11 protein-coding genes are annotated in these 16,196 nt (G+C 40.9%); 7 read left to right on the top strand and 4 right to left on the bottom strand.

Going from position 1 to position 16,196, the window contains the following annotated elements:
• Window positions 1–119: 119 nt before the first annotated feature.
• Complete coding sequence (locus tag OCV11_RS22130; protein WP_261896605.1) at window positions 120–3,404, bottom strand: DUF5107 domain-containing protein; 3,285 nt, start codon at window positions 3,402–3,404, stop codon at window positions 120–122.
• Window positions 3,405–3,520: 116 nt separating this feature from the next.
• On the opposite strand from OCV11_RS22130, the gene OCV11_RS22125 reads away from it, so the two are divergent.
• Window positions 3,521–4,723, top strand: coding sequence for an ROK family protein (locus OCV11_RS22125; RefSeq protein WP_261896604.1), 1,203 nt, complete (start codon window positions 3,521–3,523; stop codon window positions 4,721–4,723).
• A gap of 79 nt (window positions 4,724–4,802) precedes the next feature.
• Here the strand turns inward: OCV11_RS22125 and OCV11_RS22120 are convergent, their stop codons facing one another.
• The gene (locus OCV11_RS22120) at window positions 4,803–6,011 is read right to left on the bottom strand and encodes an IS4 family transposase (protein WP_261894455.1); all 1,209 of its coding nucleotides are present in this window, start codon (window positions 6,009–6,011) and stop codon (window positions 4,803–4,805) included.
• 583 nt (window positions 6,012–6,594) lie between these two features.
• On the opposite strand from OCV11_RS22120, the gene OCV11_RS22115 reads away from it, so the two are divergent.
• The 5 genes from OCV11_RS22115 (at window position 6,595) to OCV11_RS22095 (ending at window position 13,621) form a co-directional block, all read left to right on the top strand.
• Window positions 6,595–7,827, top strand: coding sequence for an oligosaccharide MFS transporter (locus OCV11_RS22115; protein WP_261896603.1), 1,233 nt, complete (start codon window positions 6,595–6,597; stop codon window positions 7,825–7,827).
• A 34-nt stretch (window positions 7,828–7,861) separates the two neighbouring features.
• On the top strand, window positions 7,862–10,072 hold the full coding sequence (locus OCV11_RS22110; protein ID WP_261896602.1) for a beta-galactosidase: 2,211 nt from the start codon (window positions 7,862–7,864) through the stop codon (window positions 10,070–10,072).
• An 85-nt stretch (window positions 10,073–10,157) separates the two neighbouring features.
• A complete protein-coding gene (locus OCV11_RS22105; protein ID WP_261896601.1) occupies window positions 10,158–11,234 on the top strand; it encodes a porin in 1,077 nt (358 codons plus the stop codon).
• Between the two features lie 54 nt (window positions 11,235–11,288).
• Window positions 11,289–12,860: an arabinogalactan endo-1,4-beta-galactosidase gene (locus OCV11_RS22100; RefSeq protein WP_261896599.1), complete on the top strand. Its 1,572-nt coding sequence runs from the start codon at window positions 11,289–11,291 to the stop codon at window positions 12,858–12,860.
• Window positions 12,861–12,937: 77 nt separating this feature from the next.
• Window positions 12,938–13,621 (top strand): DUF2057 family protein, encoded by a 684-nt coding sequence (locus tag OCV11_RS22095; RefSeq protein ID WP_261896598.1) that lies wholly within the window; start codon window positions 12,938–12,940, stop codon window positions 13,619–13,621.
• A gap of 133 nt (window positions 13,622–13,754) precedes the next feature.
• On the opposite strand, the gene OCV11_RS22090 is transcribed toward OCV11_RS22095, so the two are convergent.
• Window positions 13,755–14,651 (bottom strand): LysR family transcriptional regulator, encoded by an 897-nt coding sequence (locus tag OCV11_RS22090; protein WP_261896597.1) that lies wholly within the window; start codon window positions 14,649–14,651, stop codon window positions 13,755–13,757.
• Between the two features lie 148 nt (window positions 14,652–14,799).
• Between OCV11_RS22090 and OCV11_RS22085 the strand changes: the two genes are divergently transcribed.
• Window positions 14,800–15,390: an NAD(P)H-dependent oxidoreductase gene (locus tag OCV11_RS22085; RefSeq protein WP_261896596.1), complete on the top strand. Its 591-nt coding sequence runs from the start codon at window positions 14,800–14,802 to the stop codon at window positions 15,388–15,390.
• A 64-nt stretch (window positions 15,391–15,454) separates the two neighbouring features.
• Here OCV11_RS22085 and OCV11_RS22080 read toward each other — a convergent pair whose 3' ends face one another.
• Window positions 15,455–16,114 (bottom strand): DVUA0089 family protein, encoded by a 660-nt coding sequence (locus tag OCV11_RS22080; RefSeq protein ID WP_261897984.1) that lies wholly within the window; start codon window positions 16,112–16,114, stop codon window positions 15,455–15,457.
• Between the last annotated feature and the right edge of the window lie 82 nt (window positions 16,115–16,196).

Below are 16,196 nucleotides of genomic sequence, written 5' to 3'. Positions count from 1 at the left end.
CTGAAATGTTGGAACTGTAACGGGCAATGTCAGTTATACAAATAACTGACATTGCCATAGTGCTAAGTAAGTGAATGAAAATATATTTCGTTAATATCCTATTTCAAAACCTGTGAATATTACCGATTAGAGTCAAATAATCCATGTTGATTGCATAAAGTAATTAGGTGCAACTTATCATGTGCTGGGTTAATCTTTAGGAGTTCTTGCGAGTATTCATTAAATTTACCAATATCGCCAAGGCCTAAATAACCGAGTGCAGAGACAAATAAACAGTGCTGTTTATGTTTCACTTGAGGATCACTGTCCAAAACAATTAGGTCAGGAAGTGAAACGGCAAAGAAATCACTTTTTACTATATCGTTACTATGTTCATATCCCCATTCAATAAAGTCATGAAACATTTTTTCTGCGCGATCTTTCTGCCCAAGCTTTTTATAAGACATCGCTTGATAGAAAAGATAGTCGACAGGTTGGTCGTTATAGTATCTTCCTGCACTTAGACTAGAGCCGCCTTTAAGCGCCTGCTTATACTCAACTTCTGCAAGTTCGACGTTATCCATAGCCTCTGAGCATTTACCCAACAAATACCAAATATCATTATCGCTTTGGCCAGCAAGGCGTCCTTCTCCAAGATTGAGAGGATAGGCTAATGCTTCTTTTAACACGTCGTGAGCATATTCAAATTGACCATTATTCATCGCTTCAATGGCAATACGTTGTTTATTGATGATGTATTGGCCTGTAACGCGACCTTCGCCTCCTTCCCAAGGATGATATTTGCGTTGCGACAATGTTTTCTCCGCCAATTCAAATTGGCCTTGAATATTCCACATCGTCAGCATTTCCGAGGTCAAATCATCACGAATTAATGCAACATCAATTTTATCTTTCAATGCCTCTAATCTAAATTCAACTGACTTAGCATTAATTTTGTAAAGATGGTCAAGCTCAAATAGTAAACGTGGATTACGTGGTTCTAATTCGATCGCCATTTTCAGCTCACGTTCGGCTTGATCAAAACTGCCCAATTTATTCCAAGCCCAAATCCCCATTAAGCGGTGTGCTGGAGCAAAACTTGGGTTTTCTTGTAATGTAAACTGCCAACGATTAACGGCTTCATCATAAAGTTTTTTGCTGTAATAAAAGCACCCTAATAAATATTGAGCGAACCCGCACTCAGGGAGTGAACGTAACATTTCCACTTCCTCAATCAAGTTTGGAAAGCGAACTTTTTGAGCGAAATTGCTTTGAGCTGCTTCAACCAATGTGTCGCGTTCTTGAGGGTTTTGAGTTAATGCTGCACGCCACAGTAATGGAATCGTCTCTTGGTTATCGAGCGCTGTGAGAAGTTCTAGAGCTTCTGTACGCATACCTAGATTCACTAACCAGCCAGCAAGTAATGATGAGTTAATACCGCGATCATTAACGATTGCTGTTAGTTTATCGAATGAATCTGCCGTTTTTTCAATTGAATATCTTACGTAGTGAAGAACGTAACTTAACGGGTAATCTTTTAGTTGTTCCGCTACGTATGCTAATGCTTCGTCACGTTTATCTTGCTGATTGAGCAACAGAGCATAAAGCGCCATCGCCATATTGTTACAACCATTGAAACGAAGGCTCTGCTTACAGAAGTCGGTGGCTTTAACAATATCACCATCCATTAATGCAAGACGAGCAAGGTTGTAGAATGCTGAATCGCGGCAATCTCCACTCCAACTGGATTTAAAGTAGTCGTCGTAGGCCTTTTGGCGTTGTCCCAATTTTTCCCGAGCTGCAGCAAGGACGTGACTCGCCTCGCCAGATTTTGGATTTTTATTCAGTTTAGTGGCACGTTTCAAGGCATTCTGTGCGTAGCTTTCTGCTTTTGACCAGTTGGCTCGATTGAACTCAAGTGTTGCAAGAGCCAGATTACAACGATAGTCATCCGCATCCAATTCCAGCGCGCGCAGATAGTAATCAAATGGTGAGCGACTGGCGTTGTTATATTGCTCTAGATGCTGACCAATAAGAAAGAGTTCTTCACAATTGGTTAGTTCATTTGGTAGAGCTGGCGCAGTGGCTGGCGAAGGCAATGGTGTCTCTTCTGGAATATGCTCAAGATACGACAAGATGTCTTGCCCATCACTACTGACTACCGCTAAAGTCAAGCGTTGGGGAAACTCGGCTGTCATCGTATGTTGCCAAGCTTGCGTCGGTTCTAGAGAGATCGTTTTTGACCAAAGCACACTCTTTTCGTCGCGTAACTCGACACAAATATTGTCAAGAGGTTCGATAGCGTAAACGCCAAGTTGCAGTGATGCTTTATCGCGTTCTAACTTAATTGCGACTGACGTGTTTGCATTTTGTAGTGTGCCTAACTGACTGTATGGAAGAAAGTTTTGGACAAACACTTTTTCTTCAAAAGGCGCTAACCATGTAAAATCTGGTTGGTTATCGGTAAACACACCGGTCATTAGCTCGATGTAAGGACCATTATTATCTGTTAGGTTTCTATCCCAAGCCTGGCCGAAATCACCGTAACCCCAAGTCCATTGTTTTTTACCAGGTGAAACATGGTGATCAGCCACATGAAGTAAGCCACCATTTTCATCATGTTGCCAAGCGCCAACGAAATCGTAGTCCGATTTATCAGCCATGTAAGAAGTTGGCACAGGGATGTTTTTGTAGCGAGAAATATCTACTCCAGCTGAGTAATCGACTTTGTAGTATTCACCATGCGCAATCGGGAATGATGAAACATCGCGACGACCGTGATCAAAGACCGCAGTAACGTCAGGTGGGAAAACACTCTGGTGTCCATCGCCCGCTTTGACGGCTGGATTGGCCCACCATAAAAAGTGACGCGGAGTAAAGTTTGGGTTAAAGACTTTACCAGTAATCTCAATTAAGGCTTTATCAGGATAGAGAGTGAAGCCCGTCATAACCTGTAGCCCACGCATAGGTTCAAGCTCACCCAGCCATACGGTTGTCGACCCATTGTCGTTCTCTTGAATATTGATATCGACAGGCATAAATGTGGTAGGACGATGGTGCTGTGGCCAGTTGAATTCAATCCCACCAGAAATCCAAGGACCCACTAAACCGACAAGGGCTGGTTTAACTACCTCATTATAATAAACAAAGTCGCGGTCCATTTTTTTGTCATAAGCACGATGAATGCGTCCGCCCAACTCTGGGAGTAACATAATGCGGATAAAGTCATTTTCCATCCAAATAGCATGATAGGTTTTTTCTTCACATTTCCCGGTCAGCAGGTCAATAACACCGTAAGGATAGACTGCTCCAGACGAGCCCTGATAAACCCGCTTTTCCAAGAACATAGGATTCGGATCTTCTTTCTCCGTTGTCCATGTTGGTAAATTAATATTTTCTTGTGTAATTGTAACTTTGCTATGCATTTTTGCGCTCTCCACCAAAACACTCTTTTAATTCAATGTATAGTGTTCACTCTAATTAATGTTTTACATTGTGAATTGCGCAATGATCATGGAATACACTTAAGGAAGTTTACTAAATGCTTGAAGTTGGCCTTAACAATTATCGAATGAGACAATTAAATAAAGAGCTCATCATGTCACTTGTATGGAGGCATAAAGTACTCACTAAATCACACATCTCTCGTCTTACAAATCTCACTATTCCCGCAGTAACCAATATTTTGGATGAACTTCTTGAAGAAAAATTGATTTGTCATTCGCAGCAAAATTTGAGCAGTAGAGGGGTTGGGAGCGGCAGCTATAGTTTACCTAATACACTCCCTATGACACTCTGCTTGAATGTAGCGCCGACTAAGATTGAAAGCCAATTGGTCGATTTTCAACTTAATCCCGTTGGTGAACTGCAGATCAAAACCATTGAAGCAAAAACTCCTGCGGAATTACTTAACTCGATAATGAAGCTATTTAATGGCTATAAAGCGAAACATGCGCGCAATGAAATTCAACTGGCTATCGCTCTGCATGGCCAAGTCGACCCAGAAGCAGGGGTGTCACAGAATATGCCCCAAGCACCTTGGAAAGAGCATGTTGAAGTAAAATATCTGCTAGAAGAAAAACTGAATTGCAACGTCATGATTGATAATGACTGTATTATGCTAGCCTTGGCTGAAAAATGGTTAGGCACTAATGAAAAGAAAGACTTCTGCGTTATTAATGTAGACTATGGCATCGGCTCTTCATTTATCATTAATGGTTCTGTGTATCGAGGAAGTTTATATGGCAGTGGCCAGATCGGACACACGATTGTGAACCCTGATGGAATGGCTTGCAGCTGCGGAAGGTATGGATGCCTGGAAACGGTGGCTTCTTTAAACGCGATTAAAAAGAAAGTTCGGACTTGGTTGAAAACACATGCAGATGTTACTCCTGACGTTATTGAGGGGTTCAACACCGAGCAATTAATAACACTTTGGCGTGAGAGAGAACCAACAGTGTATAAATTGGTTGAAGACGGAGCCAACGCCATTGGTTTAAGTTTATACAACTTTCTTAATATCCTAAATATCAATCAAATATGGTTTTATGGTCGCAGCTGTCAGTTTGGGCAACAATGGTTAGATACTATTATTCATAATGTCGTCATTAATCCATTTGATCCTGCAAACAGTATCAAGAAAAATGCAACTCAAATCGAGTTTGGTCAGTTAACACGGCAACAGCAACTTATGGGTATTGCTTATCTGTACGTAGAAGAAAGTTTGTCTGAATTTCGTTTTTGACCACTACCACGATGCTTTTCAGTAACAGTCATCATGCCTTAGAAACAATAAAGAGGGAGCTATATCCTGAGGGATCCCCTCATAATTTCCCCAAGGCGCAACCATATTTGAATAGATTTTGAGCAAGCAGGGTTGCAGCTGCGAGCAAGTCTTCCCTCGTTATTGTGTAGCCAGAATGCCGCAATACTTCCATGCCTAAGCGTACTGTTGAGAGTACATTTCGATTTTTAACAGTGTTCGCTTGGAAGTGCTTATCCCAACCTTGTTTCTGAGCATGAACTCCAGCAAGCCAAGAGGTCAGTTGAAGCATTAGGGTGATTAGCAGCATGATATCAAAGCGCTCTGAGCTGCTAGTTCGGCTATGACGGAGGCCTAATCCATACGCAGGGCTTTTCAAGTCTCGGAATGTTTCTTCAATCTGCATACGCTTCGAGTAGAGCCTAACAAGTTGCTTTGGCGTTCGAGTGTCAGCGGGTAAGTTAGTGGCAAGAACCCATGCTTCTTTTGCCGAAGCAGAGTAAACTTTATGAGACGGATGATGACAATTCGTCCGTGTCGAACGCTGATTTTTTCGGCCTTTAGAACGAGATTTATACAGTGTAATTTGACATGAGATTGGATTGCTCTTGGTCAACCTCTTATAGCCTAACGTCTTTGAACGACTTGAGGATGTGTCATGTAAGTTACTGATAGGTTGCCAGTTTTCTGCGCCAATATCGGCATATTGCACTTTCCCTCTTACTCGACTTAACCAGTACCAACCCAATTTCTCAACGGATTTATACCATGGCACTTTAAAGCCTGCATCACTGACAATGAGCGGTGTAGTGTTACTCGGTAGAATGCTTGCAAGGTCGGCTAGAAATTGGTCATGAGCCTTCTTTGAACATTGCTCTGAAAGCGGAAACGCTTTCTCATAAAGAGTAATAGAACGGCCCTGTAGCGCCACTGAAGCTCGCAATACCATAAGCCGTTTTTGCTCACGAATATCAGACCAGTCAACAAGAACAATGGGCATCGAATTACCCGAACAGATAAAGCTAGCATGCCAACGGTATACCGCGAGTCGCTCTTTGTGCAAGTGACGATTAGCTAACAATCGGTCGATTCGTTTGATGTTATGTTTTGTTCTAGCTTTCGTTGGCAGGTTACGACCAAGCTCGGTAAGAGTGAGCGTTTTACATTCAAGTAATGCGTGGCAAGCTAGCGTTAAACTGTTAAGTCGTTTTAAGTGCAATTCAGGGCAGAATTGGTAAAGAGAGTCGTGTAAAATATCGAGTTCGCACATCTTGTTGTCTGGTTATTGATTTTTCGCAGAACCATTTGATCACATGACAAGATGTGCATCTACCTTAACTTAATGATTTTTATCAAAATCATTAGGGGATTCCTCAGAGCTATATCTTATTCGTTACATAATAGTACGATACTGTTTAGCTGCCTCAGAGTTTCATGAAAAAATTTAGAAGTGAATGCTCAAAAATTCGATATTCTTATTCGTTAATGGTGGGTTGGTGAATTTTTGTTCAATTTGAATCGCCATGATTGTTCTTCTTTAACTATCTGAAAATATTGGTTATCTATCAATAGCTTCCTGATTCATCACTCCGGATACATTCAATTTTCAAACGATAAGTATGTCGTATTTTTTAGTAAAGTTTCTTAACTAGATTGTTTGACTACAAAGTGAGTATTCTCTCCAGCCCAAGTTATTATATCAACAATGGTTAGCAATAAATAAAGTCAATAAAATGTTCAGATAATTGGTATTGTCCAATTAAATGCATTTTTGTCATAACAATGTGCAATGCAGCATAAATAGAAGTCACTGCAAAACACATTTTTGTATACAACAATAACGAGGCTTTAAGATGAACCCTACGAGCAGAAAAAATTATATATTATTAAGTGCGTTTGATTTCTTATATTTATTTTCCTGGTCTGCCACCATGTCATTTTTTGTTATATGGACGACGCAGCACCTAGGCATTAGTGCAACTAAAACGGGGATTATATATTCAATCAACGCTTTAATTGCATTATTGATGCAGCCAGTTTTTGGCTATGTATCCGATAAACTTGGACTCAAGAAGAGACTATTATGGTTTTTGGTCGCGTTACTTCTTCCTGTCGGTCCATTTTTCATCTATGTATATGCACCGTTATTAGTACATTCATTTTGGCTAGGTGCGCTACTTGGTGGTCTCTATTTAGGTGTTATTTTCAACTCAGGTTGTGGTGTGGTTGATAGTTACCTTGATAAAGTGTCACGACGTTATGAATTCGAGTATGGCCGCGTGAGAATGTGGGGCTCTTTAGGTTGGGCTTTCGCTACTTGGTTAACAGGTAAGTATATTGATATCAATCCTGATATTCCTTTTTGGATGGGTAGTGCGGCTATTTTGCTTGCAGGCCTGTGCTTTTTGTTCACCAGAATTGATTTAACCCAACAGGAAGTGAAAGAAACGGAGTCACTTAAAGTTTCTAATGCTTTGCAACTCCTTAAAAATAAACAGTTCTGGATGCTGATGATATTTATGCTGTTTGTTAACCAGATATACGATACCTACGACCAACAATTTGCTCAATATTTCTCACTGCAGTTTGCTACACGTGAAGAAGGTAACCATTGGTTTGGTATTTTAGGGTCTATTCAGGTGTTCTTTGAGACTGTTTTTCTAGCGATAGTCCCTTGGTTTGTGAATCGAGTAGGAGCCAAGAAAGCACTTGTTATCGCTGGTTGTATTATGAGCTTAAGAATACTGGGTTCAGCGATTGAAATTGGTCCTATTTGGATTGGTGCGATGAAAATGGCACATGCTATAGAAAAACCGTTAATCGTTGTATCTCTATTTAAATATATTGCTGCTAACTTCGATCACAAATTGTCATCAACGGTTTATCTATTAATGCTGTTCTCTGCATCTTTGGCTACCACAATTTACTCACCGTTAGCCGGCTATTTATATGATTCAGTTGGCTTTGTAAATACCTATATTATCTTTGGAACCGTTGCCGGCGTATTTACCGTCTTTACAGCGATTATGTTAAAAGATAAAGGAAGTCAACCTGAGGAAGAATTTACCGAAGCAACAGTAGCCTAAATATAATCAAAATTATAACTATGGAGAAAATACGATGATTTATAAATTTAAAGATGAACAGCCTACTAAATTGCTGAGAGGACATCTACATTTAGGTGGTAGCAATCAAACAACGACAATTGATGTCAACAGCCACTATCTAGAAAAAAATGGTCAATGTTGGATACCAGTAATGGGTGAAATCCATTATGGGCGTGTCAATCGCGAATCATGGAAAGCTGAGTTGCTCAAAATGAAAGCGGGCGGTGTAACACTTATTGCTGCTTATGTATTTTGGATCTTTCATGAAGAAGAAGAAGGTCAGTTTAATTTTTCTGGAAACTATGATTTACGCCACTTTTTGGAACTGATTCAAGAGTGTGGACTCGACGTTGTTTTGCGTATTGGTCCTTGGTGTCACGCTGAGCTAAGAAATGGAGGCTTCCCAGAGTGGTTATTGGCTAAGGGATGTGAAACAAGAACGGATGACCCAGAATATCTAGGATATGTGACACGGTATTGGAGTCAGCTAAAAGAACAAGTGTCCGACTTCTTATTCGAAAACGGCGGCCCAATTTGTGCTATCCAGCTTGAGAATGAATTAACCGATAACGCTGTGCACATTAAGACACTAAAAAATATCGCGATTGAACTTGGCTTAAATGCACCTTTGTATACGGCGACAGGGTGGAATGCAACCTATGGCGCTGCTATTCCTGAGTTGGATGTGCTTCCCGTCTTTGGCGGATATGCGGATGCACCTTGGGAAAATCATACACGGCAACTCGAACCTGTCAGTCACTATTTCTTTTTGCCTGCCCGTAATGATCACTCAATCGGTAAGGATTTAATTATCGCGAAAGAAACGGATGAAGACGTTTTTCAAATGAAATACGACTTATATCCTTTCGCTACCTGTGAAATTGGTGCCGGTATTCAAGTCACCCATCATCGTCGACCTATCATTTCGGCAGATGATGCGGCATCACTTGCTATGGTTAAGATTGGTTGTGGTAACAACCTACCAGGTTATTACATGTATCACGGTGGTACTAATCCCATCGGCAAACATCACACAATGCAAGAGTCAAAATGCACTGGATACCCGAACGATTTGCCAGTAAGAAGCTATGACTTTCAAGCACCTATTGGCGAGTTTGGGCAAATCAATCCTCAATACGGAAAACTGAAAATTCAACATCTTTTTCTGCAAGCCTTCGGTGACTCTTTAGGTAAAATGTGTCCTCAATTTCAAGCCATGGAAATTGAAGGACGAAATGATACGACTTCATTGCGCTATGCATTACGTACTGATGGCAACAGTGGCTATGTTTTCGTTAATAATTACCAACGTCATAGCATGTTAGCTCCACATGAGTCAGTTCAATTTGAAGTTCCAGTAGCGGATGGACATTTCGTTTTTCCACAACAGGGGATAAATGTACCATGTGGCAGTTACTTTATGCTGCCTTACAACTTAGAGATCAACGGGGTTGTTCTGTCATATTCGACAGCACAGTTGGTGTATCAAGACCGAAATACGCTATTTTTTATGGCGATAGATGGTATTGAACCAGAATATGTATGGGCGGATGGTTCACAGCAGAAAGTACGGACGGGATTAGATAATCAAATCACAGTGCATGTTAATGGTGTTACGTTAACGCTAGTGACATTGTCACAAGAACAAGCTGAGCATCTTTTTGTGCTGGACGATAACATCTTCTATTCCAATGCAGACCTCTATTTAGATGGAGATAAGTTAACTGCTTACCGTGTGGGTAACAGCGATCTTTCTCTGTCCTGGTGGAATGGTGCGAGATTCATTCACCATGAATTCTCAAAAGTATCGTTGTTAAATCATGTCGATCTAACCGAAATAGCGGTTGCTACTCCCACTTCGTTAGGGAGTGAGGAGTTGGCGTTATCCAAAACCGATAATTTAAAAACATGGACTCTGGATTTCAGTCATATTGATATCAGAGATAACGTAGATGCTTTAATTCGCTTCGACTATGTGGGCGATATTGCGCAGCTTTATGTCGATGATGAATTAGTTGCAGACGATTTTTATAAAGGTACTCATTGGGATGTAAGTTTAAAACATATTCTAGAGTTCGGTGACAAGGCAACGTTGGTTATAACAGAGAAAGCGAATGATGATATCTATATTGAATCAGAAGAGCGAGTTGGCTTAGAACTTAAGAAAGTCTCAGTAAAAGTTATTTATAGTAACCAATTCGATATTTCTCATATTAAATATTAATCATTAAATATAAATATTAAGCTACTCCTGCATTGCGAGCAATGCAGGGTGGTTAATATCGCCTATACCCTACATGGAGATTACAATGAATAAGGCAATTACAATTATTGCTATGGTTCCGATTATGTTTTTATCAGACTTAGCAAACTCGGCTGAAATGTATAATAGAAATAATACCAAGGTAGAATTATACGCCGGTATTAATGCAAGACGAGAGTTCAACAATAGTGGCAATTACGATAAGACACTCGTTGATCTGGGGTTCTACGGTGAAACAAAGGTAACGAAAGATATTATTGGTTATGGCTTTTGGCAATCTCGTATGACCGAAGGCTCAAATGAATGGAGCTCTAATTATGGCGTGCGACAGCAATATGCTGGGATCAAAATGGAGAATATCGGTTCAATAGATTATGGACGGAACTTTGGCATTCTTTACGATGTTGAGCGCTATACCGACGTCGCCCCCTATTTCTCTGGAGAAACCTGGTCAGCAAATGCAGATAATTTTATGGTCACCCGTGGCAGTAGTATGTTGACTTATCGTAATAAAGATCTGTTTGGGCAACTGAAAGGGCTTGATTTTGCCTTGCAGTATCAAGCAAAAAAAGAGGGATATGGGGTAGATAAAGATAACGGTGAAGGGTATGGGTCATCAATAAGCTATCAAATTACGAACGATTTAAAAATTACTGGTGCCTACAGCCGTTCGCGCCGTACCCCTGACCAAAATCTCGCTGAATGGCAAGATCCTAAATATGCCAAAGCTTGGGGGATTGGTAGCGTGTATACCACCAACCATCTTTACCTCGCTGCGGTTTATGCAGAAACAAAAAATATGACGCAACTGATCATGGACGATTCAACGGGCACCGATTATCTCGCTACCGCTGACAAAGCCAAAAACTTAGAATTGGTTGCTCAGTATCAATTTGATAATGGTTTGCGTCCATCAATTTCTTATGTAAAAACCAAAGTGGAAGACGGATTAGCTGGTGATTATACGTTTGCAGAATACGTACAAGCGGGTGTTCTTTATAAACTCAATGCCAATATCCAACTCTGGTTCGATCATAGATATAGCATGATTAATAAGCCAGTGGACTATTTTAATTCTATCTCTGATGACCGCACTGCTGCGGGTGTTATTTTTATGTTCTAAACATTTAAAATACAATAATATCCTACGTTTTACCTATCAATAATAGGAACTATTATGGACTTTAAAAAGAATTCACAAAGAGTTGCCTTGCTTAGCTGTGTTGTATTGGCTTCGCAAGGATGCGCGATAGCGTCATCTCCGAGCTTATCTGAATTAGGATGGACATCAATTGGTGATGTTAATGCAAGCTATGTCTCCTCTCCTGGTCATTACGATAATACAAGGCTTGAACATCGATTTAACGGGAAATATTCAGTTGAAACATTACGTACTTTGACCGATGTAAAAGAAGGTGAATATATTCTTCGCGCCTATGTGCAAAGTAGTGGTGGGCAGGAAGTCGCTCAAATATTTACTAAGGATTGTGGAGGCTCCGATTCATATACTGCGATTCCTCAAACCGATGGACATTCCAATTATTGGACAATGATTGAGTCTCAGCCAATATCGGTCATTGGCGGGAACTGTACGATTGGATTTAAATCCCAAGGTGATGCGAATCAATGGTTAGTCGCAGATGATTTTGAGCTGCTGCCTGCACCAGTAGCAGGTAAACCGCCAACATCGATGCACGTTGGTGGCGATGTCACCTATCGTAATCTGGTCTATTCCGTTGGTGGCGCGTGGGCGGATGAAGAGGGCGTACAAAAAGATGTGTTGAGCATTTTGCAGGATAACGCATTCAATCTCGCTCGGATCCGAATTTATAATCGACCAGGTGCACCCGTAGATTTAAGCGGCACTACGTATAGAGTTCAAGATGGTTATCAAGATTTGAATGATGCGGTTAAAACAGCAAAAGCTGCTAAAGCCCATGATATGGCTCTGTTTGTGTCACTTCATTATAGTGACTTTTGGACCAACCCCGCTCTTCAAACTGTGCCATCTGACTGGGTGGGTTTAGAAGGTAAAGATCTTGAGCAAGCCCTCTACGATTACACATACAACGTTATGACAACCATGAAAAATAACGGAGTGACACCTGATTATATTTCAATTGGTAATGAGATTAATGATGCCGTAGCCGGAGTTCCTCGTGGAGAAGATTATTATAAGTTGCTTGAAAAGGGCTATGAGGCGGTAAAAGCTGTTTCTCCAACAACAAAAGTCGTTATTCACCTCACTGTACCTAATAAAGATTTTTATGATCAATGGATGGATGATGCCAAAATGTATGGTCTTAATTATGACCTGATGGGGGCTTCTATGTATCCATTCTGGACCAATATGAGCATCGGAGAAATGACCGATTTTGTCAGTCATGTCGCTCAGTACTCTGGCAAGCATGTGATGATTTGTGAAGTTGGTTATCCTTGGACCTTAGAAACTCAGTTTGGTAAAGACGATATTGCATCCTTAATTGTTGCTAACAAGCTTGATCCAGATGGCCCGGAAAACTACGGTGCAACGCCTGAAGGGCAATTGAAATACATGAAAGAGTATTTCCGTGCCATGTATAACACAGGCGTTGTTGATGGCATCTCATACTGGGATCCGATCGCCATTGATGTTAAAGGTGCTGGCTGGGTTCAAGGAGAAACCAGTGCTGTTGAAGATACGAGCTTCTTTAATTATCAAACACCCCATCGTGTTCTTAAGAGCATAAAAGCCTTTAATAATTATTAATAAAGAATACCCCAGAAGATAGGTCTATTTTCTGGGGTGATTTTCTTATTGCATTGCAACGGTCTAGGTAACGATATATGAGTATTCTTAGGTATTTGATATACACAACAATATTAATGATGAGTTTTCAGGCATTCTCACAGTCTACTCTTGAGATCCCTGATGGCGTGACTGTATTTTCTGTTAACGGTCAAGCCTATGAACAGAATGGTTTTTTAGTGGGGTCACACGAATATATTCAATTGCCTGATGGTGCTAATCAAATTGTTTTTAAATACAAAACGTCGGTGACTCAGAACTCCGAAAATGTTCGAGTGTTTGATAGCGATACAATTATTGCAAAATTCGATACACATTCTGGTTATGCGAAAATGATTATGCCTAATTATTGGACATTCTCTGCCGCGCAAGAGGGGATTAAAAATCTGGCTTGGAAATTGGAAACAGAGTCAGGAACGGCTATCCCGGTGATTCAAGATACATTACCTAATGCAGGTTTCAAATTGGCAGATGATTATCAAGCCGAAATACTGAGGTACAACCAAAGCAAAAAGGTCGCCTCTCTTCAACAAGCGACCGGGATCGCTAATGAAAAACCATTAGAGAAAATAGTAACCCAAAAGCATGCTCTTAACGATTCGGTTGAACCCTCTGAAATGCAAGATACGGTTGCGTCTATGTTGAACTATTGGTATGGCAAGGCAGATGAAAAGACAAGACGTGAATTCTATAACTCGATAAAACCAAGATCTTTGGATTAAACCTAGAACCTATTCGCCACCATCACATACTTTGCCACAGTATGTGATGTGGGGCGCATGACACTGATCTTGGGGTCTTATTAACGACTAACTAATTAACGAATAGCCTCTTAAGGGTAAATAGGAAAATGTCTTAATCGGCATTTCTGAACGTGTCTAGTAACCAGTCAATAAACACTTTTAATCTGGCACTTTGGTTTTGATTGGGTGGATACACGACTTTGAGTGGCATTGTTGTGCATTCCCAATCCGGCAAGATTTCTACCATTTCCCCTGCCTTTATAAATGGGTCGGCAAACACTCTGGCAAGTTGGGCGATACCCAATGAATTGCGTGTGAGATTAAATAGGCCTAGGCCGTTATTGCAGGAGTAAGTGCACTTCTCGATGGAGATAAGCTTGGATCCTTTTTTAAACGTTAAAGGCATGATGCTTGTCGAGGATGTTCGAAAGTACGAAATAGTCGGGTAGTTTCCCAGTATTTCTTGCGGTGTTTCAGGTGTACCATGTTCTGCTAAAAAAGCCGGTGATGCACAAGTGATAAATGGTAAGTCCATGATTTTTCGCTCAACCATACCGGGGATGGGTGTACCACCCACTCTGATTACACAGTCGATGCCCTCGTTGAGCAAATCAACCGAACGATCGTTAATTCCTAAGCCTAACGTGATGTTGGGAAATGCATCTTGAAACTGTTTGAGTTTAGGAATCAGCATATAGTTGGCGAAGGCTACTTGGCAGTCGATGCGTAAATGCCCTTGGGGGGTTGACTTGTTTCCCGATATTTCCGCATCAATCGCTTGTAGTTCGGTCAGTACTTTCTGAGTTTTCTCATAGTACTCTAAGCCTTCCTGCGTCACTGTTATCTTGCGTGTTGTTCGGTGTAACAACTTCACCCGCAAATGCTCTTCCAAATCCATAATCGCTTTGCTAACCGTCGATGTTGGCATTCCTAGTCGCTCTGCGGCTTTGTTGAACGCGCCTTGTTCTACGACTTGTTTGAAGACTTTAAGGGATTGTAAATGGTCCATATCATCTAATAATATTGTTCATTAATGTGGATAGTGTATACATAAATGTACTATTTTATCCAATGCATTAAATAATTATGATGGTGCCAATCTACTTAATACAACCTTACATCAAGCGGTTTAAACGAATAATTAAAGGGACAATGATATGAAAAAGGCACTTATTATTAATGCTCATCAAAAATATGAAGGTTGGGCGGAGGGCAAACTCAATCATCATTTTGCGCAAGTTGCTACGGATCAACTGACTGAGCTGGGCTATCAAATCGCGACAACGACGATTGACCTTGGATACGATATTGAAGAAGAGGTCGATAAACATGTTTGGGCTGATGTGGTGATTATCCAAACGCCTCTTTATTGGATGTCGACTCCTTGGACATTTAAGAAATACATTGATGAAGTGTTTAACGCTGGTCTAGGAACAAAATTGGCTGAAAATGATGGTCGTACGCGAACTGATCCGAGTAAGAAATATGGCTCAGGCGGTTTAGCGCAAGGGAAACACGTACTCCTATCTGTCACCCTAAATGCCCCGTCTAACTCTTTCAATAGTGATGAGTTTTTTGCAGGTAAAACGATTGACGAACTCTTTATGTGGGTGCATAAAGCCTATCAGTTTAATGGCTTTACGTCCCTTGCTGGATTTGCCGCTTATGACGTGGTGAAGAATCTTGATCTTGAGGGTGATACTGCTCGTTATCAAGACCATTTAGCGACCGTACTTTCGTCTTTATAGAATTCAAAGTGATACTGGGTCGGCAAAAAGCGATAGTGCTCTTTGCCGACGAGACCAAATGTGACTAACCCAGCCATTTGAATTTATTGCGCACTTTATACAAGCCCAATAATCCAACCAAAAATAGCGATAAGGTAGGTGGTTCTGGTACTTCGGTTTGATCCGAATCGCCACTACCACCACTGTTGTCATCGTCGCTGCTGTTGTCTTCAAAACTAACGTTGCTGCTCCAAGTAAGTTGGTAATCAGCGTATGTCTGACTATTTAACAAGCTATCACCAAAGTTGATTCCGGAAGCAATATCGAAATTGCTTAAGTTTGAGCTTGAATCGTAGTCACTGACCAGTAACACATAGACACCCGCGGTAAGGTAAACCGATAAATATGAGTCATAGCTGGTGGAACTGCCATCACTGTACGCATCGTAGTTGTAGTAATTGACGTCATCGTTGGTGGCGATCAGATCAGAAGTATCGATTGAGCCATCGTATGAGTAAAGGTTGAATACTGAATCCAGTGCGGTTGTTGAATTGCGACCCCACCAACTGGTAGCGTTGCTGTAACTTAACAAGTTGATGGTGACGGTATCGCTTGAATCAACGTAGAAATACCAATAATCAATCGTTGTTCCTAGCGCGGTTTGATATAGCGTACCGGTAGTGATGTAGCTTGCTTGGGCAAAACTCGATATAAAAAATGTGCTTACCAGAATAAAACGAATCACTGCTTTCAATTGAATAACTCCCATGTAGTTATTGGATTTGTAGTTTCACATTAATGTGATTTCGCTTCCAATCTTGCATCGG

The organism is Vibrio porteresiae DSM 19223 (genome assembly GCF_024347055.1).
Lineage (GTDB): Bacteria > Pseudomonadota > Gammaproteobacteria > Enterobacterales > Vibrionaceae > Vibrio > Vibrio porteresiae.
Note: the sequence above shows the minus strand (reverse complement) of the source record. Positions and strands in the feature narration are given on the sequence as shown.

Coding starts and splice junctions, on each gene's coding strand:
- OCV11_RS22125 (WP_261896604.1), top strand. CDS start 3,521: ATGCTTGAAGTTGGCCTTAACAATTATCGAATGAGACAATTAAATAAA.
- OCV11_RS22115 (WP_261896603.1), top strand. CDS start 6,595: ATGAACCCTACGAGCAGAAAAAATTATATATTATTAAGTGCGTTTGAT.
- OCV11_RS22095 (WP_261896598.1), top strand. CDS start 12,938: ATGAGTATTCTTAGGTATTTGATATACACAACAATATTAATGATGAGT.
- OCV11_RS22100 (WP_261896599.1), top strand. CDS start 11,289: ATGGACTTTAAAAAGAATTCACAAAGAGTTGCCTTGCTTAGCTGTGTT.
- OCV11_RS22085 (WP_261896596.1), top strand. CDS start 14,800: ATGAAAAAGGCACTTATTATTAATGCTCATCAAAAATATGAAGGTTGG.
- OCV11_RS22110 (WP_261896602.1), top strand. CDS start 7,862: ATGATTTATAAATTTAAAGATGAACAGCCTACTAAATTGCTGAGAGGA.
- OCV11_RS22105 (WP_261896601.1), top strand. CDS start 10,158: ATGAATAAGGCAATTACAATTATTGCTATGGTTCCGATTATGTTTTTA.
- OCV11_RS22120 (WP_261894455.1), bottom strand. CDS start 6,011: ATGTGCGAACTCGATATTTTACACGACTCTCTTTACCAATTCTGCCCT.
- OCV11_RS22090 (WP_261896597.1), bottom strand. CDS start 14,651: ATGGACCATTTACAATCCCTTAAAGTCTTCAAACAAGTCGTAGAACAA.
- OCV11_RS22130 (WP_261896605.1), bottom strand. CDS start 3,404: ATGCATAGCAAAGTTACAATTACACAAGAAAATATTAATTTACCAACA.